Here is a 26815-nt window from a genome sequence, read left to right as displayed (position 1 = left end):
GGGTCAGGGGGTTGCGAGGCCCTGGACGACGGTGTCGTAGAAGTATTGCGCGATCTCCTCGGCGGTGCGGGGGCCGCCGGGGCGGTACCAGTAGTAGACGGAATCGCACATGCCGAGGATGGCCAGCGCGGTGAGGTTGGTGTCGGTGATCGCGAAGGCGCCGTCGGCGACGCCGCGGTCGAGGACCTCGGCGAGCATGCGGCGGTATTGGTTGCTCTGCTCGGAGATTCGTTCGCGGCCCTCCTCCGGGAGTTCGCGGACGCGTTCGAAGAACAGGCGTAGGTGGCGGGGGTGGTTGGCGACCAGGGAGACCAGGTCGGTCATCATCGTGAGGAGTAGGGCCGGGGGGTCCAGTGCGCCGGCGGTCACCAGGTCGCGGTGGGCGGTGACGATGGATTCGACCCGCTCGCTGTGCATCTGGGCCAGCAGGTCGTCCTTGCTGGTGAAGTAGTAGTACAGCGAGGCCTTGCGGATGCCGACCTTCTCCGCGATGGCCTCCATCGAGGTGTCCTCGTACGCGCCGACGGCGAACAGATCGGTTGCCACCTGCATGATCTGTGCCCGGCGCGATTGCGCGGGGAGCCGGTTGCGGCTTCGCTGATCGGCCACGTCTGTTCTCCGTTCTCGTGTCGCGGCCGATCCTAGGGCAGCCGTGATCAGGGGATCCGGTGCGGCGTTGACAGGTCGCGCACGGCCATTCTATGTTATCTACCGACGGTCGGTAGATAGTGAGCGAGCGGATGTGACCGCGGCGCCCCGTCTGCCCCGCCGTGAGAATCGATATCGGCATTTCCCGGAGGTCGACCATGCCGTCCCGCCAGCTCCCGTTCCCGGTGTTCGACGCCGACAACCACATGTACGAGACACAGGAGGCGCTGACCAAGTTCCTGCCCGACAACCGCAAGCACGTCATCGACTACGTGCAGGTGCGCAACCGCACCAAGATCGTGGTGCGCGGGCAGATCAGCGAATACATTCCCAATCCGACCTTCGAGGTCGTGGCCCGGCCCGGCGCGCAGGAGGAGTACTTCCGAAACGGCAGCGGCGGCAAGAGTTTCCGCGAGGTGATGGGCGAGCCGATGAAGTCGATCGCCGCCTTCCGGGAGCCCGGTGCGCGGCTCGAGGTGATGAACGAACTCGGGCTCGACCATGCGCTGATGTTCCCGACGCTGGCCAGCCTGATCGAGGAACGGATGAAGGACGATCCGGACCTCGTCCACGACGTGATCCACGCGCTCAACCGGTGGATGCACGAGACGTGGACCTTCAACTACGAGAACCGGATCTTCGCCACTCCGGTGATCACGCTGCCGATCGTGGATCGCGCGCTCGAGGAACTCGAGTGGTGCCTGGCACGCGGTGCGCGCACGGTGCTGGTGCGGCCGGCGCCGGTGCCCGGGTATCGCGGCAGCCGGTCACCCGGACTGCCGGAATTCGATCCGTTCTGGCAGGCCTGCGTGGACGCGGGTATCCCGGTCTCGATGCACGCCTCGGACAGTGGATACGCCGAACAGCTCAAGCCCTGGGAGGGCGGCACCGAATATCTGCCGTTCCGGCCCAGCGCGTTCCGGATGATGGCCATCGGGCATCGGCCGATCGAGGACACGTTGTCCGCGATGGTCTGCCACGGCGCGTTCTCCCGTAATCCCGATCTGCGGGTGCTGTCCATCGAGAACGGCGCGGACTGGGTGCCGAACCTGATCCACGGGTTCGAGAGCGTCTACAAGAAGATGCCGCAGGAGTTCTCCGAGCATCCGGTCGACGCCTTCAAGCGCTGCACCTACATCACGCCGTTCTGGGAGGACAACTTCGTCGACATCGCGAAGCAGATGGGCACCGATCGGGTCGTATTCGGTTCGGACTGGCCGCATCCGGAGGGTATGGGCGATCCGATCAGCTTCGTCGACGAACTGGCCGGGCTGTCCGACGAGGACCAGGCCAAGATCATGGGCGGAAATATGTTGCAGCTGTTCAAGATCGGGCAGACGGCCGCCGCCTGACCGGCGCGGACCGGCGGGGAACCCGGGACAGGCCGAAGAAGAGGACGGGTATCGGCGCCGTCTCCCGGGTTCCCCGCCACTGCCGCGAGACGGCCCGCGGTCGGTGGTCGCGACGGCGCTCAGGCCGCCGCGGAACCGGCTTCCTCGACGATCGAGTAGTCGGTCGCGTCGCCGGCGAGAATCCTGCTGGGCACCCCGTCGATGCCGACCGGGATATCGCCGGCCAGCGTGATCCGGGTCAGCTTGCGGTGCTCGCTCGCGTCGTAGTCGTCGATGGCGTAGTGCTGGGTGGAGCGGTTGTCCCAGATGGCGACATCGCCCGGTTCCCAGTTCCAGCGGGTGGTGTGCTCGAGGCGGATCACCCGGTCCTGGAACAGCTTGTACAGGGTCTGGGATTCGTTACTGGACAGCCCGACGAAATCGGCCACGAAATGTCCGAGCAGCAGGGCGCGCTCACCGGTCTCCGGATGCACCCGGACCACGGGATGTTCGGTCTCGTAGTTGGTGGAGACGAACTCGTCCCGGTAAGCCTTCACGTTCTCGGCCACCTCGTCCGAGACGGCCTGCAGCCGCTGTTCGACCGCGTGCCGGGCCGCGTAGTCGTACTGGTTGGTGTGCCGGGCGCGCAGCGATTCCGCCAGCCGCTTCAGCGGTTCCGGCAGGGCCTCGTAGGCGGCCACGGTCGAGGCCCAGGTGGTCGAGCCGCCGTAGCTGGGCAGTTCCACCGCCCGCAGGATCGAGGCCTTCGGCGGACGGTCCACGAAGGTGACGTCGGCGTGCCAGCTGTTGGCGCGGCCGTGGTGCGAGTCGATCGCCAGGGTCTTCACGCCGTGTGACTTCACCGTGGGGTGCGGCGTCGTGGGGGTGCCGAGCAGTTCGGCGAACTCGTACTGGCCGTCCTCGGTGAGGTGCTGCTGACCGCGGAAGAAGATCACCTTGTGCTCGTTGAGCGCGGCGCGGATGCGCTCGACCGTCTCCGGCGCCAGATCGCCCCCGAGCCGTACTCCCTCGATACGAGCGCCGATGTGCCGGCCGAGTTTGACGACGGCGAACGGTTCGGTTGCGGATTCGACGGACATGGGCGTCCTTTCCTCGACGGGTGATGCTGCCGTCGAGCACACCATCGGGTGGCGGCCGCGGGCCAGGATTACCGTCAGCCGGATCGAAAACCCGGCAGGAGAACGGCCGGAATCGGTCCGCACGGCCCTCACCAGCGGAAATCCGCCTCGCCGCGCGTGGCCCGGTGGCCGTCTGATAGTCCAAGGGGTGACGCGGCGAATTTCGATCAGACCGATCGGTGTTATTTTCGTCAGCGGCAACCACGGGTCCGGCCCGCCCGGATCTCTTTCGGCCTGAGGACGACGCATGATGTTCAAGCGCGTAGGCGCGATTCTGGCCGCGACGACAGCTCTGTTCGCCGCGGCCTGCTCGGTGAATACCGGCAGTACCGGCGGTAGTGGCGATTCCGGTGGGTCCATCACGGTGACCGCGTTCGCCGGCGCCTGGAGCGAGGCCTTCAAGTCCGCCTTCGTCGAACCGTTCGAGAAGGACACCGGCATCAAGGTCAACCTGGTGCTCGGCGCGGACGCGGACTGGCTGACCAAGCTGCGGGCCGCGGGCGGGAAGAATCCGCCGTTCGACCTCGTCGCCTTCACCTCGGAATCGGTCCGCGCGGCCGTCGGCGGCAATCTGCTGCAGCCGCTGGACACCGGCAAGATCCAGACGTGGAATCAGTTGTCCGACACACTGGTTCAGCAGTCCGTGGTCGACGGTAAGGTGTACGGCGCCCCGCTGACCACCGGATCCCTGGGCTGGCTGTACCGCACCGACAAGATCACCACCGCGCCCGCGGACTGGAAGGCCGTCTTCGATCCGGCCTACTGCGGGCATATCGCGCTGGCGCCGCTCACCTACAACGCCGGGATGCAGTTCTTCTCCGCGCTGGTGCACAGCGAGGGCGGGACGCTGGCCGATCCGGCCGCCGTCGACCGGGCATTCACCGAGCTGGCGAAGCTGAAGGGCTGCGTGTCCTCCTTCCCGGCCGACGCCGGCAGCGTCGCCACCGCCGTACAGAACGGCGACGCCTGGCTGGTGCCGTACTGGGACGGCCGCGCGCTGGCCATGTCGAAGGCCGGGCAGCCGATCGGGTTCACCTATCCGACCTCGGGCGCCGTCGGCGCGCTGACCTCGTACTACGTCCCGGCCGGGACCACGCACAGCGATCAGGTGTACAAGTTCCTGAACTACCTGACCGCCGCGGCGCATCAGAAGCCGTTCGCGGAGGCCACCTTCTACGGCGCGGGCAACAACACGATCGCCTACAGCCCCGACTTCGAGGCCAAGATCAAGCACGGCGAAGACGTGTACAAGACCTTCACCTGGGTCGACTACAACACCGCGACGCCGAACCTGAACCGCTGGCAGCAGCGATGGAACCAGATCTTCGGGTGAGCGAGCACCACGAAGCACCGCAGGCCGGCGATCATCTCGAGATCGCCGGCCTGACGGCCGGATACGACGGGCACGGCGTGCTGGATGTGGACCGGCTGACCGTGGCCCGCGGTGAGTTCCTGTCCGTCCTCGGGCCCAGCGGTTGCGGTAAGACCACACTGCTCAACACCCTGGCCGGCTTCGTCCGGCCGGATTCCGGCACGATCCGGCTGGCGGGTGCGGATCTGACCGAGGTGCCGCCGCATCGGCGCGGGCTCGGGCTGGTGTTCCAGAACTACGCGCTGTTCCCGCATCTCAGCGTCGCCGACAACATCGCCTACGGGCTGAAGGCCCGCCGGATTGCGAAAGCCGAACGCGCGCAACGGGTCGAGGAGGCCCTGAAGCTGGTCGACCTCGCCGGGTACGCGAATCGCCGGCCGCGGCAGCTGTCCGGCGGGCAGCAGCAGCGGGTGGCGGTCGCGCGGGCGCTGGCGATCCGGCCGGAACTGGTCCTGCTCGACGAGCCGCTGTCCAATCTGGACGCGAAACTGCGCCGGGAGATGCGGGTCGAACTGCGGGCATTGCAGCAGCGGCTGGGCATCACGATGGTGTTCGTGACCCACGACCAGGAGGAGGCGCTGTCGCTGTCCGACCGGATCGCGGTGATGAACGCGGGCCGGGTGGAACAGGTCGGCACCCCGGAGACGGTGTACCGGCGGCCGGCGACCCGGTTCGTGGCCGAATTCCTGGGTGCGGCGAATGTGCTCGACGGCCACGCCGCCGACGGGGTGCTGACCGTCGGCGCGGTACGTATTCCCTGGCAGCGGGATCGGATCGGTCCGGTGACCGTCGCCGTGCGGCCCGAACGAGTGCGGCTCGGCGCGGCGACCGGGCCGTGGCCGGCCGCGATCGTGCGGCTGCGATCCTTTCTCGGCGACGGCTGGCAACTCGAACTCGAACTGGCCGGTGGGCTGTCGCTGTCGGTACGCGCGGAACATGCTCCGGCAGTGGGCAGTTCGGTGACGGTGAGCTGGGAGGACGACGATGTCATCGTCCTCGGGTGATGCGGTGACGGACGCGCGCCCGGCCTGGGCCCCGAGCCGGTGGCGCGGCGCCGGGCTGGTACTGCCGCTGCTGATCTTCCTGCTGCTCATGCTCGTGCTGCCGATGATCCGGATGCTGATCATGAGCTTCCGGCCCGTGGACGAATACGGGCAGGCCGAACCGGGTTTCACCGCCGGGCAGTACCGGCGGGTGTTCGCCGAGTCCTTCTTCTCGCAGGCGCTGGTGCACAGCGTGCTGGTCGCGCTGGTGGTGACGGCGTTGTGCCTGGTGCTCGGCTATCCCGCCGCCTACGTGCTGGCGCATCGGCGGCCGGGTGTGCTGCGGACGCTGCTGTTGCTGGTGGTGGTGTCACCGTTGCTGACCAGTGTGGTGGTGCGCAGCTACGGCTGGTCGATCCTGTTGTCCGGCAACGGGCTGGTGAATCGGATCCTGGTCGGGTCGGGGCTGCGGTCGCAGCCGGCGCATCTGCTCGGCAGCACGCTCGCGGTGGTGATCTCGGTGACCCATGTGCTGTTGCCGTTCGCGATCATCCCGCTCACCACCGCGCTGCGCGGTATCGAACCGAATCTGACCCGGGCGTCGCTGTCGCTCGGCGCCGGTCCGGTCCGCACGTTCTGGCGGGTCACCGTGCCGTTGAGCCTGCCGGGTATCGCGGCCGGGGTGCTGATCGTGTTCGCGCTGTCGATGGGCATCTACATCACGCCGCGGCTGATCGGCGGGACCAATCAGGCGCTGGCCGGGATCCGGATCTACGACCAGGTGTCGAGTGTGTACGACTATCCGATGGCGGCGGCGCTGAGTTTCGTGCTGCTGGTCCTGACCGGGATCTGCACCGCGCTGTTCGGTGGCGGGTTGCGGCTGTGGGCGCGGAGGTTGCATGGCTAGCCGGTGGCCGGCCGCGTCCGTCGTGGGCCGGATCGGGGTGTGGTGCGGCCGGATCGCGGTCGCGCTGGTGTTCGTCTTCCTGCTGGCGCCGTTGGTGGTGCTGGTGGTGGCCTCGTTCAACGCCGCGGATTCGGTGGCGTTCCCGCCGTCGGGCTTCTCGCTGCGGTGGTACTCGTCGGTGCTGTCGTCGCGGGATTGGCTGGTGTCGTTCCAGCTGTCCGGATTGCTGCTGGTATCGGTGGTGCTGACCACCGTGGTGCTGGGGACCGCCGCCGCCTACGGGCTGGCGCGCGGCACATTTCCCGGGCGCGGGGTGCTGTCCGGTATCGCGTTGAGCCCGTTGCTGGTTCCGGAGATCATCGTCGCGCTCGGGCTGCTGTACTACCTGCAGGGCCTGCACCTGACCAATACGATCACCGGTCTGTGGCTGGCGCATTCGCTGATCGCGCTGCCGTATGTGGTGCGGGCGACGCTGGTCAGCGCGGCCGGGCTGGATCCGACGCTGGAGCGGGCCGCGGCGAGCCTGGGTGCGGGGCGGGCCCGGGTGTTCCGGACCGTGACGCTGCCGCTGCTGCGGCCGGGCATCATCGCCGGGGCCGTCTTCGCCGCGGTGACCTCGCTGGGGGAGGTGGCGATCACCGCCCTGGTCGCGGGCGCCAATACCACCACCGTGCCGTTGCGGATCTACTCCGCGGTCCAGTTCGAACTGGATCCGTCGGTCGCGGCGGTGTCCACCCTGCTGTTGCTCGTCAGCGTCGTCGTGATGCTGGTGCTGGAACGGTTCGTACGTCTGTCGGAGTTGTTGTGACCTCTCGATCACCGATCGTCTCGAACGGCGCGCGTGCGGGTATCGATGTCGGGGGGACGTTCACCGATTTCGTGCTGGTGCTGCCCGGGGAGAGCCGGGTGCTGCACCACAAGGAGCCCAGTACCCCGGCGGATCCGACCGTCGCCGTGGCGCGCGGGCTGGCCGCGATCGCCGCACAGGCCGGGATCGCGCCGAGCGAATTCGCGGCCGTGGCGCACGGGACGACGATCGGGCTCAACACGATCATCCAGCGTCGCGGGGCGCGGCTGGCCCTGGTGGTGACCGAGGGGTACCGGGACATCCTGGAGATCGGGCGCAGCCGGATGCCGTCGTCGTTCGACCTGCACGCGGCCAAGGAGGAGCCGTTGGTGCCGCGGGAATCGGTGGTGGAACTGCCGGCTCGGCTGCGGCCCGACGGCAGCCCGTCCCGGATTCCCACGGACGCCGAATTGGCCACGGCCGCAGCCGGTATCGACGCCGACGCGGTGGCCGTCGTGGTGCTGCACGCGCATACCGATCCGGCGTTCGAGGCCGGGGTCGCGGCGCGGCTGGCGGCCTTGCTGCCCGGTATCGAGGTCGCGGCCTCGGCGACGGTGTGGCCGGAGGTGCGCGAATACGAACGCACGCTGGTCACCTGCCTCAACGCCTACATCCAGCCGTTGATGCACGACTATTTCGCGCGGCTCGAGCAGCGGCTGGCCGAACTCGGGATCACGGCGCCGGTGACGATCACCGGATCCAACGGGGGTGCGCTGAGCCTGCGGGCCGCCGGTGATCGGCCCCTGGAGACGGTGCTGTCCGGGCCCGCGTCCGGGGTGACCGCCGCCGCCGCGCTCGCCGCCGAGGCCGGAATCGATCGGCTGGTCACCTTCGATATGGGCGGTACCAGTAGCGATATCTCCGTCGCGGTGGCCGGTGTCCCGGAGATCACCACCGGCACCACGATCGGCGGATTGCCGCTGGTGCTGCCGGTGGTGGCGGTGGACGCCATCGGCGCGGGCGGCGGATCGGTTGTGCGCGTCGATGATCAGGGATTGCTGAAGGTCGGGCCGGAGAGCGCGGGTGCGGATCCGGGACCGGCCGCGTACGGGCGCGGCGGCACCCGGCCGACCGTCACCGACTGCTACCTGCGCACCGGAATGCTCTCTCCCACCGGCTTTCTCGGTGGTCGCATGACGCTGGACGCCGCGGCCGCCGATCGGGCCCTGGGTGCGGTGGGTGCCGGTCTCGGGCTCGACGGACTCGCGACCGCCGCTGCCGCCTTGCGGATCGCCACCGCGGGGATGGCCGTGGAACTCCAGAAAGTCTTGGTACAGCGCGGTTTCGATCCGGCCGAATTCACGCTGGTGCCGTTCGGCGGGGCCGGGCCGACGCATGCCGCGGCCCTGGCCGAGGAGGTCGGGATCACCGAGATCGTGGTGCCGCCGGCCGCCGCGACCTTCTGCGCACTGGGTGCGGCGACGGCCGATCTGCGCCGCGACTTCGCGCGCAGCCTGCGGCGGCCGCTGGACGAGGACGGCCTCGCCCGGTTGCGGGAGATCGTCGCCGATCTGGCGCAGCAGGCCCGGAATTGGCTTACGGAACAAGGAGTTTCGACCGGCGAGCCGCGGCTGACGGCCGCGGCGGATCTGAGCTATCACGGGCAGGCCTTCGAATTGCGGGTGCCACTGGGCGAATTGACCGTGGCGGCCGTCGCCGAGGCGCTGCACACGGAACATGAACGGCTGTACGGGTTCCGGGATCCGGACGCGGCGATCCGCCTGGGGACGGCGCGGTTGACCGTGGTGGGACCGCTGGCGGGGCGGTCGCCGCGTGATGATGTGGCAGCCGAGGCGGCGGAGGCCGTCGGAACCCTCCCGGCCGAGACGGCCGCGATCGGGTCGGCGGAGACGACGGATATCGCGCCGGAGGTCGATCGGGTGAGCGGGCAGCGCGCGGACCGGACGGTGGAGACATCCCGGCTGGGGGATGGGCGTTCCGGCTCGGAGGTGCCGTGGGGAACCGCGACGCGGCCGGTGTTCCTCGGCGGCGAATGGGTGACGGCGCGGGTCGTGCAGCGAGCGGGTCTGGGAACCGGGGATCGGTTCGACGGGCCCGCCATCGTGGAACAGGAGGACACCACCGTGGTCGTGCCGGGAGGCTGGACGGTGACCGTGGACGCATTCGGCAATCTGCGGGTGCGGCGATGAAACTCGATCCGGTCACCCTGGAGATCGTGGGCAACAAGTTCTCGGCGCTGGCCGAGGAGATGTGCCTGACCCTGCAGCGCACCAGCCGCTCGCTCTACGTCAAGGAGACCGCCGACTTCTGTTGTGCGCTGGCCGCTCCCGACGGCGGATTCTTCGCCTATCCGCGCGGGATCGGGGTGTCCGGGTTCGTCGGGCTCGACGTCGCCACGGCCGCCGCGGCCGTCGGGCCGCTGGAACCGGGGGACGTGATCATCACCAACGATCCGTTCACCTCCGGCGGGCTGGCCACGCACCTCACCGACATCCAGCTCATCGAGCCGTATTTCCACGACGGTGCGCTGATCGGATACGGCTGGGCGTTCATCCACTGCTCCGATATCGGCGGGCGGGTGCCGAGCAGCCTCTCACCGACCAACGACGAGATCTTCCAGGAGGGACTGCAGATCCCGCCGGTGAAGCTCGTGCGAGCGGGGGTGCCGGACGTCAGCGTGGAGCGACTGCTGGCGGCGAATACCCGTACGCCCGAGGCCAATCGGGGCGATCTGCAGGCCATGCTCGCGGCGTTGCGCACCGGGCGGGCCGGACTGGGCGCGATCGTCGCGCGGCACGGCGTCGGCGATGTGCTCGCCGCGCAGGTCGATGTGGTCGAGTACACGGCGGCGAAGGCCCGTGCCGCGCTGGCGACGCTGGCCGACGGGCAGTTCCGGTTCGTCGACTATCTCGACGACGACGCGGTGTCGCCGATCCCGGTCCGGATCTCGGTCACCGCGACCCTCACCGCGGGACGTCTGCACCTGGACTTCACCGGTACCGATCCGCAGGTCGCGGCGGCGTTCAATATCGCCAGTCTCGGTCGCCCGCACGCGTGGATCACCACCCGGGTACTCGCCCTGATCTGCACCCTCGATCCGGCCATCGACCTGAACGCGGGCCTGGTGCGGCCGATCAGCGTGCACGCGCCGGAGGGCAGCGTGGTCAACGCCGTGCGGCCCGCCGCGGTCGGGGTGCGGCATGCCACGGCCTCGCGGGTCAACGACGCCCTCGGCGGGGCGCTCGGGCTCGCGGCGCCGGATGTGCTGCCGGCGGCGTCCAGCGGCCTGGTGGTGCCGGTGGTGGTCGCCGAACAGGACAACGTGCAGGTGCTGGAACCGATGGTCGGCGGCACCGGCGCCCGATTCGGCGCCGACGGGGTGGACGGCCGGGACAGCGGCATCTCCAATCTGTCCAACAATCCGGTGGAAACCGTCGAGACCGAGATCGGCGTGGAGATCCTGCGGTACGGCCTCATCCCGGATTCCGGCGGCGCCGGGCGCTGGCGCGGCGGTTGCGGGCTGGAACTGAGCTTCCGGGTGCTCGACGACGGCGCGCGGCTGCTGGCGCGGGGTCTGGAGCGGCAGTGCTTCCGGCCCTGGGGTGTGCACGGCGGCGGTCCCGGGGCTCCGGCGCGGCTGCTGGTCAACGGTGTCGCGGTGGCCAAGGTGGATGTGCTGCCGCTGCGTCGCGGCGACGTCGTCACGCTGTGCACCTCGGGGGCCGGTGGTTACGGCGATCCGTTCGACCGCGACCCGGCGGCGGTGCTGCGCGATGTGCGGCGCGGGGTGGTCTCGGCCGCGGCCGCGAGTGCCGCGTACGGCGTGGTGCTCGACGGTGACCGGGTAAATGCCGAGGCCACCGCTCGTGCTCGAACAGGTTCGGCGCGTACCGGATTCGGGTTCGGGCCGGAGCGGGTGGCCTGGGAATCGGTATTCGATCTCGACAGTGCCGACGCATTGGTGAGCGCGTTGTTCACCCTGCCGGCCCGGGAGCGGTATCGCCGGCGCGCCGAGATCGTCGGCGCGGTGCTGACCGAACTGCCGCAAGGCTTTCCGCGCAGCCCGGCCGGCGAGCCGGAACTCGCTCGGGCCCGGGAGGTGTTACGCGCCGCGATCGGCGCGGTCGTGGCCTGACGGACCGGCCGCGGTGCGCGCGGAGCCTGTCCGCACCGATGCGGCGCCTGCCTCAGCCGAGATGCTCGCGCAGGTAGGCGAGATCCTCGGCCATCCCCTCGCTCGGCGTCTCCAGGACGACGGGTGCGCCGGCGGTGCGGCACACCTCCGCCAGCAGCTGCGGATCGATGGTGCCCTCGGAGAAGTTGGCGTGCCGGTCCGCGCCGGAATTGAACTCGTCGCGGGAGGAGTTCAGGTGCACCAGGTCGATGCGGCCGGTGATGCCCTTGATCCGGTCGACCACGCCGACCAGCTCCTCGCCGCCGGCCCACGCGTGGCAGGTGTCCAGGCAGAAGCCGGCGCCGAACTCGCCGATGGCCTCCCACAGCCGCGCGATGGAGTCGAAATGCCGTGCCATGGCGTGATTTCCGCCGGCGGTGTTCTCGACGATGATCGGGACGGCGAACCCGCCCTTCTCCGCCTGGCGTTCGAACAGCTTGCGCCAGTTGACGATTCCGGCCTCGATCTCGGCATCGGAACGGACGTGGCCGCCGTGCACGACCAGGCCGAAGGCGCCGAGTTCGGCTGCGGCCTGCGCCTGCTGCGCCACCGCGCTGCGCGAGGGCATGCGCAGCCGGTTGTTCGTACTCGCCACATTGATCTGATACGAGGAGTGGACCACCACCTCGATGGGGCTGGCCTTGATCTCCTCGGCGCGTGGGTGCGGCCGGGGTTTGTCCCAGCTCTGCGGATCGACCACGAAAAGCTGGATGACCTCGGCTCCGAGCTGTTCAGCGAGACCTATCGGATCACTGTCTTCCCGTACGTGGGCACCAATCATGCCGTGGAGCGTAACGGGTGCCACCGACAACCGGGGCACCCCCGCTCCGGTGGTGGCCGGAGCGGGGGCCGGAATCAGGAACCGGCCTGGATACCGAGGTTCACCTCGGCGATGGCCTGGTCGATCAGGTTCATGGCGTTGACGCGATGGCCGCCCTTGTCGGGGATCGCCGCGTCGAGTTCGCCGTGCGCCGCCTGCAGGTCGTCCCGGGCGGCGGTCATGTGCGGCTGCAGGGCGACCGCGGTACCGGCGCCGATACCGGTGAAGAGCAGGGCACCGCAGACGCCGGCGACGGCCAGCCGGAGCTTGGAGATCCGCATGATGTTCACACTTCCTGTGCGGGGTGGGGACGTCGGTCGTGAATACGACCGGATCCGAGCGTAATCGGCGGCCGGGTCCGGTCCGTTCACCGGAAAACCCTGTCCTACATGCGAAAACGGCGCGAATTCCAGAGTGCTGCGGTGCGCTCGGTTCTCAGCCGGTCTTCAGCTTGTACCAAGGTTCGTCGGAGTCCCGTTCCGGGCGGCGGCGGATGGTTCCGGCCTCGGCCGACGGTGACCACCGCCCGCTCGACACCGGATGCGTTGTATGGTGGGCCGTGTTCGGCGGTCGGCAGTGACGACGGCCGGTTGTTCATGCGGTACTTGCCGCGCATCGGCGGCGGATGTGCGGCACCGGAATTGGGAGCGGGGATGCAGACCAACGGTGACGTTTTCGCTGGGTATGTCATCGAGCGGCTGCTCGGCCGTGGCGGTATGGGTCAGGTGTATCTGGCCAAGCACCCTCGCCTGCCCCGGATGACGGCGCTGAAGCTGCTGAATCGGGAGATGGTGTCCGACCACGAGATTCGCGCGCGCTTCGAGCGTGAGGCGGATCTGGTCGCGCAGCTGGATCATCCGAATATCGTCACCGTGTACGACCGGGGGCTCGAGGACGGTCAGCTGTGGATCTCCATGCAGTTCATCGACGGTATCGATGCCGCCAGCGTGGATCCGAAGCGGTTGCCGCCGGAGCGCGCGGTGCAGATCATCGCCGAGGTCGCCGAGGCGCTGGACTACGCGCATCGCAACGGGGTGCTGCACCGTGACGTGAAACCGGCCAACATGCTGCTCGCGCGGTCCACCGGCGGTAAGGGCGAGCGGGTCTACCTCACCGACTTCGGTATCGCGCGACTGCGTGACGACGGCGGCCATCTCACCCAGACCGGAACCTTCACCGCGACGCTGGCGTACGCCTCGCCGGAACAGCTCACCGGCGCCTCGCTGGACGGCCGCGCCGACCAGTATTCGCTGGCGTGCAGCCTGTTCTGGCTGCTCACCGGCAGCGGTCCGTTCTCCGCGCCGAATCCGGCCGCGGTCATCCGCGGCCATCTCCAGTCGCCGCCACCGACCTTGAGCAGTGTGCGGTCCGGGCTGCCGTTGGCGCTGGACGGCATATTGGTCAAGGCAATGTCGAAGCGACCCGACGAGCGATTCGGCACCTGTGCGGAATTCGCCGCCGCCGCGCGCCGGGCGCTCGCGCAGTCCAGCGCACCGCATCAGCAGGTGGCGCCGCGGCCGTCCACCGGCCCGTCGATGCCGACCATCGGTATGCCCGCGCACGGGATGCCCACCACCGGACCCGGCCACGGCATGCCGTCGACCGGTCCCGCGCACGGTATGCCGTCGACCGGACCCGGACATCCGGTGGCGCCGCGGCCCTCGACCGGGCCCGCCAATCCGATCGCGCCGCGGCCGATGACCGGGCCGGGCAATCCGATTCCGCAGCCGATGCGGCAGCCCACTCCGGCGCCGCAGCCCGTGTACCAGTCGGCGCCGCGCTATCCGCAGCCCCAGTCCGGCGGTTCGTACTATCAGCCGCCGCGGCCGATGCCGCAGCGGCGGAAGTCGAATGGCGGGCTGATCATCGGGATCATCGCGGTGGTCGTGGTGCTGCTGTTGATCGTGCTGGCGATCATCGGCGCGATGTCGAACAACAACAACACGTCCTCGTCGCTGCATCACCCGGCCGGGCCGGCTCCGACGCTGACCCACCAGCCGCAGCCGGGCCCCCGCAGCTAGGCCGGTTGTGCGGTGGCGGCCGGGGCGGGCCGCCGCAGGCGCAGATAGCCGGCCACGCACACCGTCGTCCACAGCGCGCCGATCGCCCAGCCCGCCAGCACATCGGTCGGCCAGTGCACGCCCAGGTACAGCCGCGACACCCCGACCAGCAGGACGAATACGGTCGCCGCCGCCACGGCCGCGACCGCGGCGGACCGTCGCCGCATCGCCAGCACCACCAGCGCGGTGAGCACGCCGATCACGACGGTCGAGCCGAGGGTGTGCCCGGACGGGTAGGACTGATTGGTCTCGAGGACCAGGCGGTCCACCATCGGCGGTCGCTGCCGGCCGACGATCGTCTTCAGCGCGAGGACGATGATGCCCGCACCGGCCGCCGCGACGCCGGTCAGCAGGAACTGCGGCCACCGCCGCCGATAGGCGAACCACGCGCAGGCGGCGATCGCCACCGCGGCCATCGTGGTGGTGTCACCCAGATCGCTGATCGTCTTCGCGATCGCGGTCAGCCATCCGGTGCGGTGCGGGATCACCCAGTCGAGGGTGGTCGCGTCGATACCGGTGGCACCGTCGCGGTCGACCACATTGTCGGTGAGTTCCGCCACGCCGGCGGTCAGCAACGCGATCACGGCCAGCGCCAGGCCGCCCGCCCAGCGCAGCACGCCGCGGCGGACGAGCACCACGGTCACGACGGCGATACCCAGTGCCAAGACGAGCAGAACCATGCCGGCCAGCATACAAACGACGATGCCGGCGGCCGGTCCCGCTCATGATTGGGGGACAACCCCGATGGCGCGTACGCCGACGGGCCGCAACACTGGTGGGCATGACTGCCGAAGCTCTTGGCACCGAAACTGCCGTTGGCGCAATCACCGCCGCGGCACGCGCGACAGACCTGGTGAAGCTGTACGGATCGGGAGACACCCAGGTCCGGGCATTGGACGGAGTATCAGCCGAATTCGCACAGCGGGAGTTCACCGCGATCATGGGCCCCTCGGGTTCCGGCAAGTCGACGCTCATGCACTGCCTGGCCGGGCTGGACAGCGCCACCTCCGGCACGGTCCACATCGGTGACACCGAACTCACCGGCCTCTCGGACAAGCAGATGACCAGGATGCGGCGCGACCGCATCGGTTTCGTCTTCCAGGCGTTCAACCTGGTACCGACCCTGACGGCGCTGGAGAACATCACCCTGCCGCTGGATATCGCGGGCCGCAAACCCGATGCGCAGTGGCTCGACACCGTCATCGAGCGGCTGGGCCTGCGGGATCGCCTGAGCCATCGGCCCAGTGAGCTGTCGGGCGGACAGCAGCAGCGGGTGGCCTGCGCGCGGGCGCTCGCCGGCCGGCCCGACATCATCTTCGGCGACGAGCCCACCGGCAATCTGGATTCGCGCTCCTCCAACGAGGTGCTGTCGATCCTGCGCGCGGCGGTGGACGAATTCGGTCAGACCGTGATGATCGTCACACATGAGCCGCACGCCGCCTCCTACGCCGACCGGGTGGTGTTCCTCGCCGACGGCCGCCTCGTGGACGAACTGCGGGATCCGACCGCCGATTCGGTGCTGGAGCGGATGAAGTCGATGGAGAAGAAGTAAGCGATGGCCGCCTCCCCGATGCGCAGGGTCACCCTGCGCAACCTCGCCGCGCACAAGGTGCGGCTGGCGCTGACCCTGTTGTCGGTGGTGCTGGGCACCGCCTTCATCGCCGGGTCGTTCGTGTTCACCGACACCCTGCAGAACACTTTCGACGGCATCTTCGGCGATCAGGCCAAGGGTGTGGATGTGCGGGTGTCGCCGAAGGAGCGGCAGTCGCTCGGCGTTCCGCAACAGGTGGTGACCCAGCTCACCGCGACCGACGGCGTGCGGGCCGTGGCGCCGGCGGTGCAGGGCCCGACCGTGCTGCTGAAGGACGGGCACGCGGTGCAGACCGGCGGCGCGCCGACCTTCGGGCAGTCGTATCTGCCGCCGGAGCAGTCGGTTTCGCCGTCGCAGAAATTCGTCGACGGGGCCGCGCCCGCCGCGGGGCAGATCGCCATCAATGTCGGGGGTGCGAATCGGGCCGGGCTGGCGGTCGGTGACAAGGCCAAGGTGCTGGTGCCCTCGCACGGGATCGTCGATGTCACCGTCAGCGGGATCTACGAACTGCCCTCCGACTCCGGGGGTTACATCGGACTGCTGTTCCAGGACGCGCAGGCGCGGCAGCTGTTCACCGACGGGCAGCACGTCGCCTTCGTCGATCTGGCCGCGGCGCCCGGGGTGAACGCCGACGCGCTGCGCGACCGGATCGCGAAGACGCTGCCCGACTACAAGGTGCTCGACGGTGCGCAGGTCCGGGCCGATCTGAAGGCACAGGTCGGGCAGGCGCTGAAGTTCGTGAACTACTTCCTGCTCGCCTTCGGCGCGATCGCGCTGCTGGTCGGCACGTTCATCATCTACAACACCTTCTCGATGATCGTCGCGCAGCGGCTGCGGGAGTTGGCGCTGTTGCGGGCGATCGGCGCGAGCAGCGGTCAGGTCGGCGGATCGGTGGTGGCCGAGGCGTCGGTGATCGGACTGCTGGGCAGCGCGATCGGCCTGGGCTGCGGCGTCGGACTCGCATTCGGGTTGTCCGCGCTGCTCAACGCGTTCCATCTGGGATTGCCGACCGGCACCATGCAGGTGCTGCCGCGGACCGTGCTGGTATCGCTGGGCGTCGGCCTGGTGGTGACGGTGGTCAGTGCCTACGCGCCGGCCCGCCGGGCGGCGCGGATCCCACCGGTCGAGGCGATGCGGGAGGAGTTCGCCTCGGTCGGCGACTCGCTGCGGATGCGGACGATCGCGGGTGCGATACTCGCGATACTCGGTGTGGCGCTGGTGATCCCGGCCTCGCGCGGCACCGGCGGCAATGCCGCGATCGTGGTCGGTATCGGTGCGGTGGCGCTGATCTTCGCGGTGCTGCTGGCCTCGCCCGCGCTGTCGCGGCCGATGATCGGCGCGCTCGGGGTGCTGGTGCGGCCGTTCGGCGCGATCGGGCGGATGGCGCACAACAACGCCGTGCGCAATCCGCGCCGCACCGCCGCCACCGCATTCGCCCTCACCCTCGGGCTGATGCTGGTCACCGCGATCGCGATGCTCGGATCCTCCGCCAAGGCCAGCGTCGGCGAACTGGTCGACAAGGGGGTGAAGGCCGATTACCTGCTGGCCGGGCCACAGCTGATCGGCGTGCCGCCCGGCGCCGCGCAGGCGTCGAAATCCGTTGCGGGCGTACAGGATGTCGTGTCGTTCCGGGGCGTGGCGATGAAGGCCGGCGACGATCAGATCACCGGTATCTCGCCCGACGGCTCGATGAATCGGGTGCTGAACTACGACATCCGCCGCGGCACCGGCACTCTCGGCGACACCGATATCCTGGTCTCGGAAACCGAAGCCGCGGACCGCAATTGGCATGCCGGCGACAGTGTCGTGCTGACCAGTGTGGACAACAAGAAGTTCACGCTGAACGTGTCCGGCATCTACAAGGACACCCAGCTGCTCGGTCCGCTGGTGATCGCGCCCGCGCTGTACGACCAGGTGATGCCGGTGGCGTTCCGCACCGATGTGGTGGTGCTGATCACCGCCGCGCCCGGCACCGACCTCGGCACGCTGCGGACCGGACTGGAGAAGGCGACTGCACCCTATGTGGTCGTGCAGGTGGAGAACCGCGACGAGTTCAAGGGCGCGCAGGGTAAACAGGTCGACACCATGCTGGCGATCCTCTACGGATTGCTCGCGCTGGCGGTGGTGATCGCGATCCTCGGCATCGTCAACACCCTCGCGCTGTCGGTGGTGGAGCGGCGCCGGGAGATCGGCATGTTGCGCGCGGTCGGCACGATGCGACGGCAGGTGCGGCGGGCCATCTATCTGGAATCGATGCTGATCGCGGTGTTCGGCGCCGTGGTCGGTGTGGTGCTCGGGCTGGGGCTCGGGGTCGGATTCCTGCGCACACTGCGGGATCTGGGGCTGGGCACGATCGCGGTGCCGTGGAGTCAGGTCGTGCTGATGCTCGTCGGCGCCGGCGTGGTCGGGGTGCTGGCCGCGTTGTGGCCGGCGATCCGGGCCGCTCGCACGCCACCCCTGGCCGCGATCGCCGATCTGTAGGGCGGCGCGCCGGTGACCCAGTTCTGGTAGAACGACCGGTTCACAGCGGTAGCATTCCGCCTGCTGTCTCTTTTGTCTGTTCCAACGATGCTCGGACAGGAGATCGGTCATGGAGGTTCTCACCGTAGTTCTCGACCTGGCGACCAAGGGTATGGGTGCGGCCGGGCAGCTGCTGACGCTGATGGTCGGCGGCTGATTGCCGGCCACGGATTCCCGGCCCGCAGGCCGGGTCTCCGCTGACCCCGGTGCGAGGCGTCGTCGGTGCGGTACGCAACCGCGCGGACGGCGCCTCGTGTCGTTGTGAACTCGTTCAGTGCGTCCCGTGCCGCAGGGCCGCGGTCCGGGCCCAGCCGGCCACATCACCGCGATCCAGTGCGACGGCGAGCAGTTCCGGGAAGGCGTCCGGGGTACAGGCGAAGGCCGGCACCCCCAATGCCGCCAACGCCGCGGCGTTGTCGTGGTCGTAGGCGGGCGCGCCGTCGTCGGACAGGGCCAGGAGTACCAGCACCTGCACACCGGCCTCCTTCATGGCGGCCACCCGGCGCAGCATCTCGTCGCGGATGCCGCCCTCGTACAGGTCGGAGATCAGGACGAACAGCGTGTCGGCCGGCCGGGTGATCAGTTGCCCGCAGTAGGCGATCGCGCGATTGATATCGGTGCCGCCGCCGAGTTGGGTGCCGAACAGCACGTCCACCGGATCGTGCAGGTCCTCGGTGAGATCGACGACCGCCGTGTCGAACACCACCAGCGAGGTCCGCAACGATCGCATCGACGCCAGTACCGCCCCGAACACCGAGGCATAGACGACGCTCGACGCCATCGACCCCGACTGGTCGATCGCCAGTACCACGTCCCGGCGCACCGCATTCGACTTGCGGCCGTGGCCGACCAGGCGCTCCGGCACCACCGTGCGCTGCTCGGGCAGGTAGTGCGCGAGGTTGCGGCGAATGGTGCGGTCCCAGTCGATATCTCGTAACCGGGGACGGGTGGTCCGCGCGGCGCGATCCAGCGCGCCGGACACGGCCGCGACGGTGCGATCCGCGATCCGGCGCTCGATCTCCCGCACCACCTTCTCGACCACCACGCGGGCGGTGGCGCGGGTGGTCTCGGGCATCACCCGGTTCAGGCTCAGCAGCGTGCCGACCAGATGCACGTCCGGCTCGACCGCCTCGAGCAGTTCGGGTTCCAGCAGCAACTGGGTCAGGTGCAGGCGTTCCACCGCGTCGCGCTGCATCACCTCCACCACCGTGGACGGGAAATAGTTGCGGATGTCGCCGAGCCAGCGCGCCACCTTGGGCGCCGAACCGCCCAGTCCCGCCGAGCGTTTCTCGCCGGGCGTCTGCTCGTCGGAGTTGTACAGGGCCGACAGCGCTCGATCCATCGCCACATCGTCGGCCGAATCCAGGCCGCCCAGACCGGCTTCGGCCGGGGCGCCGAGTACCAGTCGCCAACGGCGCGAACGTGTTTCGTCGTCGGGATCCGGGTGCGGAGCTGCTGCGACGGGGTTGTCCGAGGTGTCGCTCATCGCTGGACTTCCTTTCTCCGATGCCGGTGATGCCGTGGCCGAGTTCGGTGTTCGGTCGCGCCGGTCCGTGCGGGTCGCGTCGGCGAGTACCGTGGTCCGATCGCCGGAACCGCGTGTTTTCCCTTGCGGCCCAACGGCTTCGCGACACCGTCGGCCGCCTGATCGGAGCGGAGGAGCAAGGCCGGTTCGTTCATCGGGCGACCACCAGGATGTCCAAGGCGGCGGTGAGGGCCAGGGCGCCCCGTTCGGCATCGTGCTCGGCCGATGCCGTGGCGGTGTGGGCGGCCGTCCGTGCGCCGCCGCGAAGGGCCTGGGCGATCGCGCGGCGCTCACCGGCTTCGAAGCTGCCGAAGGTGCGGCGCAGCAGGGGCAGGGTGGCGGTGAACTGATCGTCGTCGAGGCTGCGCAGCCAGGTGTCGACCAGCCCGAGCAGTTCGGCGTCGTGGACCAGGAGCAGGCCGCGGCCGCCGAGGAAGCCGTCGATCCACGCGGCCTTCTCGGCGGGGGAGTGGCCGATCGAGAGGGCGGCCGACACTCGGCGGGCCGCCTCGGCGTCGTCGAAAATGCCTGCGTCGCACAGCAACCGGACCATACGGCCCACGAGTGCGCCGTGCACGTCGGTGCGATCGGCCGAGGCGCGCAGCGCCGCGAGCCAGGTGCCGGTGGCGTGGGCGTCGTCGCGGGTGGCGATGGCCAGGTGGGCCGCGTCGAGCAGGGTGCGGACGGCGATCGCGGCGTCGGTGTCCAGGCCGGTGACCGCCCCGGCCAGGCCGGCGCAGATGCGGATCAACAAACCGTCGGCGACCCGCGCCAGCGCCCCGACATCGGTGCCCCGCACATCGCCGTAGCGCAGCGTGCGGATCACCCCGGGCAGTGCCGCCAGCAGATGGGTGACGTCGTGATCCAGTGCCGCAACGGATTCCAGGCGTGCGACCAGACCTTCGATCGCGTCGTCGAGGGCTGCCAGCAGTGCCGATTCCAGCGCGCGGCCGACCGTTTCGACCGTCGCGCCCTCGTCGGCGACGACGTCGAGAAGTTTGGCCCGGGCGGCCGCCGCGATGGTGGTACCCCAGCGCGAGGCCTCGACGACGGCAATCGACAGTTGCGGTTCCCAGCGCAGGGCCCAGGTCTCCCGGAAGGTGCCGGTGCTGCGCACCTCACTGGAAGTGGGTGTACCCCAGTCGATTCCGAGCAGCCGCAGGCGATGCAGCAGATGTGATCGCGCGACCTCGCGATCCTTGCGCAGATCCAGGTCCAGAAGTTGTTCGTGGGCCTGCTGTTTCAGCCGTAGCGTCCGGGCCTGGGCCCGCAGGTCCGCGTCGAGGGGTACGGTCGGCGCGTCGTCGGGGACCGATCCGAGCGCCTCGCCGACGACCAGATCGGCGCCGATCAGGCGCAGCAGCGACTCGTCGCCGTCGCACAGCACCGCGCGGGTCGCGTCGGTCACCTCCGACAGGCCGGGCAGGGGACGTTCGCGCAGGACCGCCAGAGTGTCCGCCAGCCGGACGGATTCGATGATGTGCGCGCTGGACACGGGTAGGTCCTGGGCCCGCAGTCGTCCGGCGACCTTCGTCAGCCAGCGTGCGATCGGTCGATCCGTCTCGGTGAACAGGTGGTGATACCAGCCCGGCGAGGTGATGCCGGCCCCGTAGCCGGAGGCGTCGGCCAGCCGCGAATGCGACCAGGGCACCCAGGTCAGCGTGGCCTTCGTCTTCGGCAGTCCCTTCAGCAGCCGGGCATCCGCGACCGCCGGGCCGAGTTTCCCGGCCAGTGCCGGGGCGTGCCACGCTCCGCACACCACCGCCAGCCGCCGGGCCCCGCCCTTGAGCGCCTGCCGCATCACCTGACGCATGTACGCCTCACGCCGCAGGGTGTGCAGGTCGATCCGGGAACCGTTGTCGTGCACCGGCTCCCGCGCAGCGTCCGCCGCCTCGGACCGCTGATCGCCCGGATTCGGATCGAGGGGCGTGTCCGCCGGGGCGTGTGGTGGCAGTGGATCGGCCGGGATCGCGGTCGGGCCGAGCATGGCCTCGGGGACGGGTTCACGCAGGGCCGTCATCGCTTCGGTGAGGGCGTCGAAGATGTCCGCGTCCGCGGTGGATTCGATGACGGCGTCCCACCAGCGTTCCGGATCGTCGTAGCCGGCGGCGGCCGCCAGTTCGGCGAGCGGGTCCGTGCGGTCGCCGGGCCCGGCGTCGGCGGCGAGGACCATGGTGGCGGGCAGATCGCAGAAGCCCACGGCGACACCGTTGTCGACGGCGTAGCGCAGCGCCTGCCATTCGGGGGAGAAGACGGCGAACGGCCAGAAGGCGGCGTGGGCCGGGGTGTCGGGCGCATAGGCCAGCAGTGCGACCGGCGGTGCCATCCCGTCGGCGGCCACATAGCCGATGAGCGGGTCGGCGTCCGCCGGACCCTCGATGAGGATGGCGTCGGGCCGGAAGCGTTCCAGCGCCAAGCGCACGGAACGCGCCGAACCGGGGCCGTGGTGCCGGATGCCGAAAACCCTCGTCTCGGGTGGGTCCTCGGCCGGTGGGCAGGGGTCGGCGTCATTCATTCGTGTACCTCGCGGCAGGCGCGGTAGAAATCGGACCAGCCCTCGCGCTCGCGGACGACGGCCTCCAGATATTCGGTCCACACGACCGCGTCCGCGACCGGATCCTTGATCACCGCGCCCAGGACCGCGCCCGCCACATCGGCGGCCCGCAGCACGCCGTCGCCGAAATGCGCGGAGAGAGCGAGGCCGCTGGTGAGCACCGAGATCGCCTCCGCGGTCGACAGCGTGGCCGACGGCGATTTGAGTTTGGTGCGGCCGTCGGCGGTGATGCCGGAGCGCAGTTCCCGGAACACCCGCACCACGCGCCGGACCTCCTCGGCGGCCGCCGGTACCGCGGGCAGTTCCAGTGCGGCGCCGAGCTGTTCGACGCGCCGGGTCACGATCGCCACCTCCTCGTCCTCGGTGGCGGGCAGCGGCAGCACGACCGTGTTGAACCGCCGCCGCAGCGCCGACGACAGTTCGTTCACCCCGCGGTCGCGGTCGTTGGCGGTGGCGATCACGTTGAACCCCTTGGCCGCCTGCACCTCGGTGCCGAGTTCGGGTACCGGGAGGGTCTTCTCGGACAGCACCGTGATCAGCGCGTCCTGCACATCGGAGGGGATGCGGGTGAGCTCCTCGATCCGCGCGATGGAACCCAGGCGCATCGCCGTCATGACCGGCGACGGGACCAGCGCGCCGGTACTGGGCCCCTCGGCCAGCAGCCGCGCATAGTTCCAGCCGTAACGGATCGCCTCCTCGGCGGTGCCGGAGGTGCCCTGCACCAGCAGCGTCGAGGCGCCGCAGACGGCGGCCGAAAGATGTTCCGAGACCCAGGTTTTCGCCGTACCCGGCACACCGAGCAACAACAGGGCGCGGTCGGTGGCGAGGGTGGCCACCGCCACCTCCAGCAATCGGCGCGGGCCCACGTACTTGGGGCTGACGGTCGTGCCGTCGGACAGCACCCCGCCGAGGAGATAGGTCACCACCGCCCAGGGCGACAGCCGCCACGACGGCGGGCGGGGCCGGTCGTCGACCGCGGCCAGTGCGCGCAGTTCCTCGGCGAAGGCCTGTTCGGCGTGCGGGCGCAGCAGGTCGCCGGAAGTGGTTTCGGTCGTCGTCATCGCAGCTCCTCGAGCATGGTCTTGCGTAGGGTCAGGTCGCCGGCGAGGTGTTCGAAGGCGCGCTCCCACTGCGGATCTCCGCAGCGGCGAGCCGCGACCAGTACGGTGTCGGCCGTATCGGTCGGGAAATTCACCGCGGCCGCGTGGAACAGGCTGCGGTAGGAGACGGGGGACAGGCCGGGTGCGCCGGGCCGCGCCGTGGCCAGGTGGGCGCGATCCAGCAGCAGCCGGATCACATGGTCGGCGAGCGGCACCGGCCACGGTCGCGGCATCGCGGGAACCAGGAGTTCCAGTTCGGCCAGCCAGCTGCTGTCCAGTGCGCGCAGGCGTCGCAGCCGATCGTCGGCGGGCAGGAGCGCGAACAACTCCCGGCGCACCTCCACGGTGGGACCGAGCGTCGGCGCCTTGCCGAACAGGTCGAACAGGGCGGTGGCCCAGGCCGTGTCCTGCTGGGCCAGGGCCGCCTCGGCCAGTCCGGCGAACCAAGGCGCGAGCATGCCGTCGTCGAGTTCGACCTCACCCGCGGTGGCCGGGGTCACCGACAGTGACCGCCAATACCGCAACGGGGTCGCGGCGACGAGGCGGTGCAAGCGTTCGGCGCGGGCGTCGGGCAGGCCGCCGAGACGGTAGCCGGCGCCGCTCGGCCGGGCCGCGAGCCCGTCGCGCCGCGCGCCGGCATCCGGTTCCGGCGGTATGCGCACCGAGAGTTGCCCGTAGGATAACGGCAGCCACTGCGCCGCCCGTAACTCCATGCGCCGGCCGAAGGCCGAATCGGGCAGGCGGGCAAGCAGTTCCGCCGCCACGAGCCGCACCTCCGCGCGCGTATCGTCCAGGGCGGACTCGAGCAGTGGTTCGTCGGCGAGGGTGAGCCCGTCGGACAGTACGGCGAGCAACTCCGCACGCACCGGACCCGGTTCGCGCCGCCACGAATCGGCCAGCGTCTCCCGGGCACGTTCCGGATCGCGGGCGCGCAGCGTGCTCAGCCAGACGCGCCGCTCGGCGGCCCGGCCGTGCGACCAGACGTCGGCGCCCTCCGGTGTGGTCCGGACGAGGGTGCGCCAGGCCGGATTCTGCCGGGCCAGCCACGTGCCGCGGGTGCCCGCGAGCCGTAACAGCGTCTCCCGTAACTCCGTCCGGGTGCGTGCCTGGTCCAGAACCAGGCCGGCCAGTGCGTCCGGGGCCCGGAACGCCGGGCGCTCGGCCGCCTCGAACCATTCGGGCAGGAACGGGGAGTTGCTCGTGAGCAGTTCGGCCAGCCGGGCGGCGGCCGCCTGCGGTAGCACCAGGCGCTCGTCGTCGGTGGCCGGTTCGGGCGCGGGGACGGATTCCGGCAGGATCGCGCCCCGGGCGAAGAGATCGTGCACGACCGCGATGTCGAGCAGGACCGCGGCCGGATCGCCGGAGAAACGCGCTGCCGCCGCCGCGACAGGCGCCGGCAGTTCCGCCGTCCGGACCCCGCGGCGGGCGGTGCCCAGCAGTGCCGTCGACATCGGATCGGCCGAGGTGTCGCCCGGCGCCCCGGACACCGGATCGGCGGTGATGCCGACGATGTCGCCGGCGGTGAACACCGAGATCGGCACCAGCCCGTCGGCGGTCCACTCACCGATCACCGCCACCGGATGACCGCCGGACACCCCCAGCAGCGACCAGGGCGCCTCGGCGAACCGCGCGAGCCGCAGCGCGTGGCCGTCGGATTCGCGGACGTACCAGTCGTTTTCGGTCACCACCGGCACCACCTCCGGCAGCAGCACCGGCCATCCGCGCAGCCACGGATCGGCGCCGAGCGCGGCGGCGTGCTCGCGTAGCGCCGTGGCGATCCCGGCCGCACGGGCCGCCGGCACGGTGGTGAACGGCTCGGCGACCTCGTGCCGGGCGCCCCAGACGGCACGCAGGGGTGCGGCGGCCGGATGGAAGTGCAGGTCGGCGTCGAGCATCGTGCCGGGCAGCGGCATATCGGGCGGAAAGGCAGGACTGCCGAAGCTGTGGTCGACGATCGTCGCCCAGCGGCCGGATTCCCGGCCGCGCAACCAGACTCGCCGCGTGTACAGGCGATCCTCCTCGGATTGCCGTTGTCCCAGCACCATCCAGCGATCGCGCACCGGCGGCTGCGCCCGCACGGTCTCGGCGACGGCCGGATAGCCGACATGGGTGCGCACGCTCGCGGCGAGTGCGGGCGTCAGTTCGTCCAGCCGCCGGTGCGCGGTGGCCAGCAGATGCAGGCGGCCGAATTCGCGCAACAGCACCACCGGCCAGTCGGGCCGGACGACGACGATGTGCGGTAGTTGCCGCAGCGCCGCCGCGACCCCGGGCGCCTGCGCGTCGACCATCCGCGCGGCCATGGTCTCGAAGGCCCGGAACGAACGGTCGGACTGGGCCAGCCCGGTGCGGATCTGATCGCACAGCCACACGTCCAGATCCGCGAGCCCCGCGGCGACCCGGGCCCGGCGCTGTTCGACCGTGGCCTGCTTGGGTGTCCGATCCACGGCCGCAACGGGTTTCGCGGCGCGCGTGGCCCGCGCGGCCAGCCACTCGGCGGCGAAGTCGGCGGGCGCGCCGGCCTCGGGCACGATGCCGTCGGACCAGGCCAGCAGCAAGGCGAGGGCATGCTTGCAGGGGAATTTCCGGCTCGGGCAGGAGCAGCGGTAGGCCGGTCCGTCCAGATCCACGATCGTGCGATACGGCGTCGATCCGCTACCTCCGCACAGGCCCCACAGCGCCGCCCCGTGCCGACCGGTGCCGCTCCATCGGCCGCGGAGCTTGCGGGCGGCGGTGAGGGAGGCGGCGTCCGGCGCCAGGGCGGCGATCCGATCCGCGGTCCAGCTCATGGTGTCCACTCCGGTGGCAGTTGTGGTCATCGTCGCTCCCCCTCCGCTCGCTTGCCCGGATTTGTATCGGAAGCCACCGACAAGAATCCGGCACCGCCCGATCCGGTGACTCCGCAGGGTGCGCGCGATATCGATTGCTGATCAATTGCCATGGCGCGGTGCGGGTTTGGTGGCGTCAAGAACCCTTGCCGCATGAGAAGGCATCTGGCATTCTGTTCTGTTCGGTTCAACCCGGGCCACCCACTTCGGGTGCATTCGTTGGAACTGCCCCGGCCGGGACGACCGAGGGGTGGACATCGGGTCGGAACGGACGTTCTCGATGGCCATAGCGTCCCGCCGGGCCGGTTCTTCGGACGACGCGGAACCGGCGCCGATCGGGTACCGTTCCCGCACAGCCTCCTTCGGCGAACGAAGGAGTTCGCGGACGGCCGGTGGGGAAATCGGCTCGGAGGCGTGACGACATGCCGGGCGTGCTCACATGCGCGGCAGAGGGCATG

The 26815-nt window shown here is 70.0% G+C and carries 19 protein-coding genes; 10 read left to right on the top strand and 9 right to left on the bottom strand.

What is annotated here, in order from left to right; all coding sequences use genetic code 11:
* Nucleotides 1-3 precede the first annotated feature (3 nt).
* Nucleotides 4-609, bottom strand: a complete 606-nt coding sequence (locus G361_RS0131035) for a TetR/AcrR family transcriptional regulator (protein WP_019931035.1) — start codon at nucleotides 607-609, stop codon at nucleotides 4-6.
* A 197-nt stretch (nucleotides 610-806) separates the two neighbouring features.
* Between G361_RS0131035 and G361_RS0131030 the strand changes: the two genes are divergently transcribed.
* Nucleotides 807-2000 carry an amidohydrolase family protein gene (locus G361_RS0131030; protein ID WP_019931034.1) on the top strand — a complete coding sequence of 398 codons (1194 nt, stop codon included), beginning with the start codon at nucleotides 807-809 and terminating at the stop codon, nucleotides 1998-2000.
* Nucleotides 2001-2119: 119 nt separating this feature from the next.
* Here the strand turns inward: G361_RS0131030 and G361_RS0131025 are convergent, their stop codons facing one another.
* Nucleotides 2120-3079: a TauD/TfdA family dioxygenase gene (locus G361_RS0131025; protein WP_019931033.1), complete on the bottom strand. Its 960-nt coding sequence runs from the start codon at nucleotides 3077-3079 to the stop codon at nucleotides 2120-2122.
* 286 nt (nucleotides 3080-3365) lie between these two features.
* Here G361_RS0131025 and G361_RS0131020 point away from each other — a divergent pair, with 286 nt between their 5' ends.
* Genes G361_RS0131020 through G361_RS0130995 form a run of 6 tightly spaced genes read left to right on the top strand, consistent with a single transcriptional unit; the run spans nucleotide 3366 to nucleotide 11323 of the window.
* Nucleotides 3366-4451 (top strand): PotD/PotF family extracellular solute-binding protein, encoded by a 1086-nt coding sequence (locus G361_RS0131020; RefSeq protein ID WP_019931032.1) that lies wholly within the window; start codon nucleotides 3366-3368, stop codon nucleotides 4449-4451.
* Complete coding sequence (locus G361_RS0131015; protein ID WP_019931031.1) at nucleotides 4448-5494, top strand: ABC transporter ATP-binding protein; 1047 nt, start codon at nucleotides 4448-4450, stop codon at nucleotides 5492-5494. The genes G361_RS0131020 and G361_RS0131015 overlap by 4 nt, the downstream gene beginning before the upstream one ends.
* Complete coding sequence (locus G361_RS0131010; protein ID WP_155981869.1) at nucleotides 5475-6380, top strand: ABC transporter permease; 906 nt, start codon at nucleotides 5475-5477, stop codon at nucleotides 6378-6380. The genes G361_RS0131015 and G361_RS0131010 overlap by 20 nt, the downstream gene beginning before the upstream one ends.
* Nucleotides 6373-7188 carry an ABC transporter permease gene (locus tag G361_RS0131005; RefSeq protein ID WP_036495615.1) on the top strand — a complete coding sequence of 272 codons (816 nt, stop codon included), beginning with the start codon at nucleotides 6373-6375 and terminating at the stop codon, nucleotides 7186-7188. Before G361_RS0131010 ends, G361_RS0131005 begins: the two co-directional genes overlap by 8 nt.
* On the top strand, nucleotides 7185-9377 hold the full coding sequence (locus tag G361_RS0131000) for a hydantoinase/oxoprolinase family protein (RefSeq protein WP_019931028.1): 2193 nt from the start codon (nucleotides 7185-7187) through the stop codon (nucleotides 9375-9377). Before G361_RS0131005 ends, G361_RS0131000 begins: the two co-directional genes overlap by 4 nt.
* Complete coding sequence (locus tag G361_RS0130995) at nucleotides 9374-11323, top strand: hydantoinase B/oxoprolinase family protein (protein ID WP_019931027.1); 1950 nt, start codon at nucleotides 9374-9376, stop codon at nucleotides 11321-11323. The genes G361_RS0131000 and G361_RS0130995 overlap by 4 nt, the downstream gene beginning before the upstream one ends.
* A gap of 52 nt (nucleotides 11324-11375) precedes the next feature.
* On the opposite strand, the gene G361_RS0130990 is transcribed toward G361_RS0130995, so the two are convergent.
* Entirely contained in the window at nucleotides 11376-12143 is a 768-nt protein-coding gene (locus tag G361_RS0130990) for a deoxyribonuclease IV (RefSeq protein WP_019931026.1), read from the bottom strand.
* A 74-nt stretch (nucleotides 12144-12217) separates the two neighbouring features.
* Nucleotides 12218-12463, bottom strand: a complete 246-nt coding sequence (locus G361_RS0130985) for a hypothetical protein (RefSeq protein ID WP_026343717.1) — start codon at nucleotides 12461-12463, stop codon at nucleotides 12218-12220.
* 372 nt (nucleotides 12464-12835) lie between these two features.
* On the opposite strand from G361_RS0130985, the gene G361_RS0130980 reads away from it, so the two are divergent.
* Entirely contained in the window at nucleotides 12836-14203 is a 1368-nt protein-coding gene (locus G361_RS0130980; protein WP_155981868.1) for a serine/threonine-protein kinase, read from the top strand.
* On the opposite strand, the gene G361_RS45525 is transcribed toward G361_RS0130980, so the two are convergent.
* Nucleotides 14200-14922, bottom strand: coding sequence for a phosphatase PAP2 family protein (locus G361_RS45525; RefSeq protein ID WP_196814663.1), 723 nt, complete (start codon nucleotides 14920-14922; stop codon nucleotides 14200-14202). The two genes, G361_RS0130980 and G361_RS45525, sit on opposite strands and share 4 nt — an antisense overlap.
* A 101-nt stretch (nucleotides 14923-15023) precedes the next feature.
* Here G361_RS45525 and G361_RS0130970 point away from each other — a divergent pair, with 101 nt between their 5' ends.
* On the top strand, nucleotides 15024-15794 hold the full coding sequence (locus G361_RS0130970; RefSeq protein ID WP_026343716.1) for an ABC transporter ATP-binding protein: 771 nt from the start codon (nucleotides 15024-15026) through the stop codon (nucleotides 15792-15794).
* A 3-nt stretch (nucleotides 15795-15797) separates the two neighbouring features.
* Nucleotides 15798-18314: an ABC transporter permease gene (locus G361_RS0130965; RefSeq protein WP_019931021.1), complete on the top strand. Its 2517-nt coding sequence runs from the start codon at nucleotides 15798-15800 to the stop codon at nucleotides 18312-18314.
* A gap of 310 nt (nucleotides 18315-18624) precedes the next feature.
* On the opposite strand, the gene G361_RS0130955 is transcribed toward G361_RS0130965, so the two are convergent.
* From G361_RS0130955 to G361_RS0130940, 4 genes are all read right to left on the bottom strand, one after another.
* On the bottom strand, nucleotides 18625-19839 hold the full coding sequence (locus tag G361_RS0130955) for a VWA domain-containing protein (protein WP_019931020.1): 1215 nt from the start codon (nucleotides 19837-19839) through the stop codon (nucleotides 18625-18627).
* A 190-nt stretch (nucleotides 19840-20029) separates the two neighbouring features.
* Entirely contained in the window at nucleotides 20030-22393 is a 2364-nt protein-coding gene (locus tag G361_RS0130950; protein WP_019931019.1) for a DUF5682 family protein, read from the bottom strand.
* Nucleotides 22390-23493 carry an AAA family ATPase gene (locus tag G361_RS0130945; RefSeq protein ID WP_019931018.1) on the bottom strand — a complete coding sequence of 368 codons (1104 nt, stop codon included), beginning with the start codon at nucleotides 23491-23493 and terminating at the stop codon, nucleotides 22390-22392. The genes G361_RS0130950 and G361_RS0130945 overlap by 4 nt, the downstream gene beginning before the upstream one ends.
* Nucleotides 23490-26348, bottom strand: coding sequence for an SWIM zinc finger family protein (locus G361_RS0130940; protein ID WP_231387138.1), 2859 nt, complete (start codon nucleotides 26346-26348; stop codon nucleotides 23490-23492). The genes G361_RS0130945 and G361_RS0130940 overlap by 4 nt, the downstream gene beginning before the upstream one ends.
* Nucleotides 26349-26815 lie beyond the last annotated feature (467 nt).

Source organism: Nocardia sp. BMG111209, assembly GCF_000381925.1.
GTDB lineage: Bacteria > Actinomycetota > Actinomycetes > Mycobacteriales > Mycobacteriaceae > Nocardia.
The sequence above is the reverse complement of the archived record's forward strand: the minus strand, read 5'-3'. Positions and strand labels throughout refer to the sequence as shown.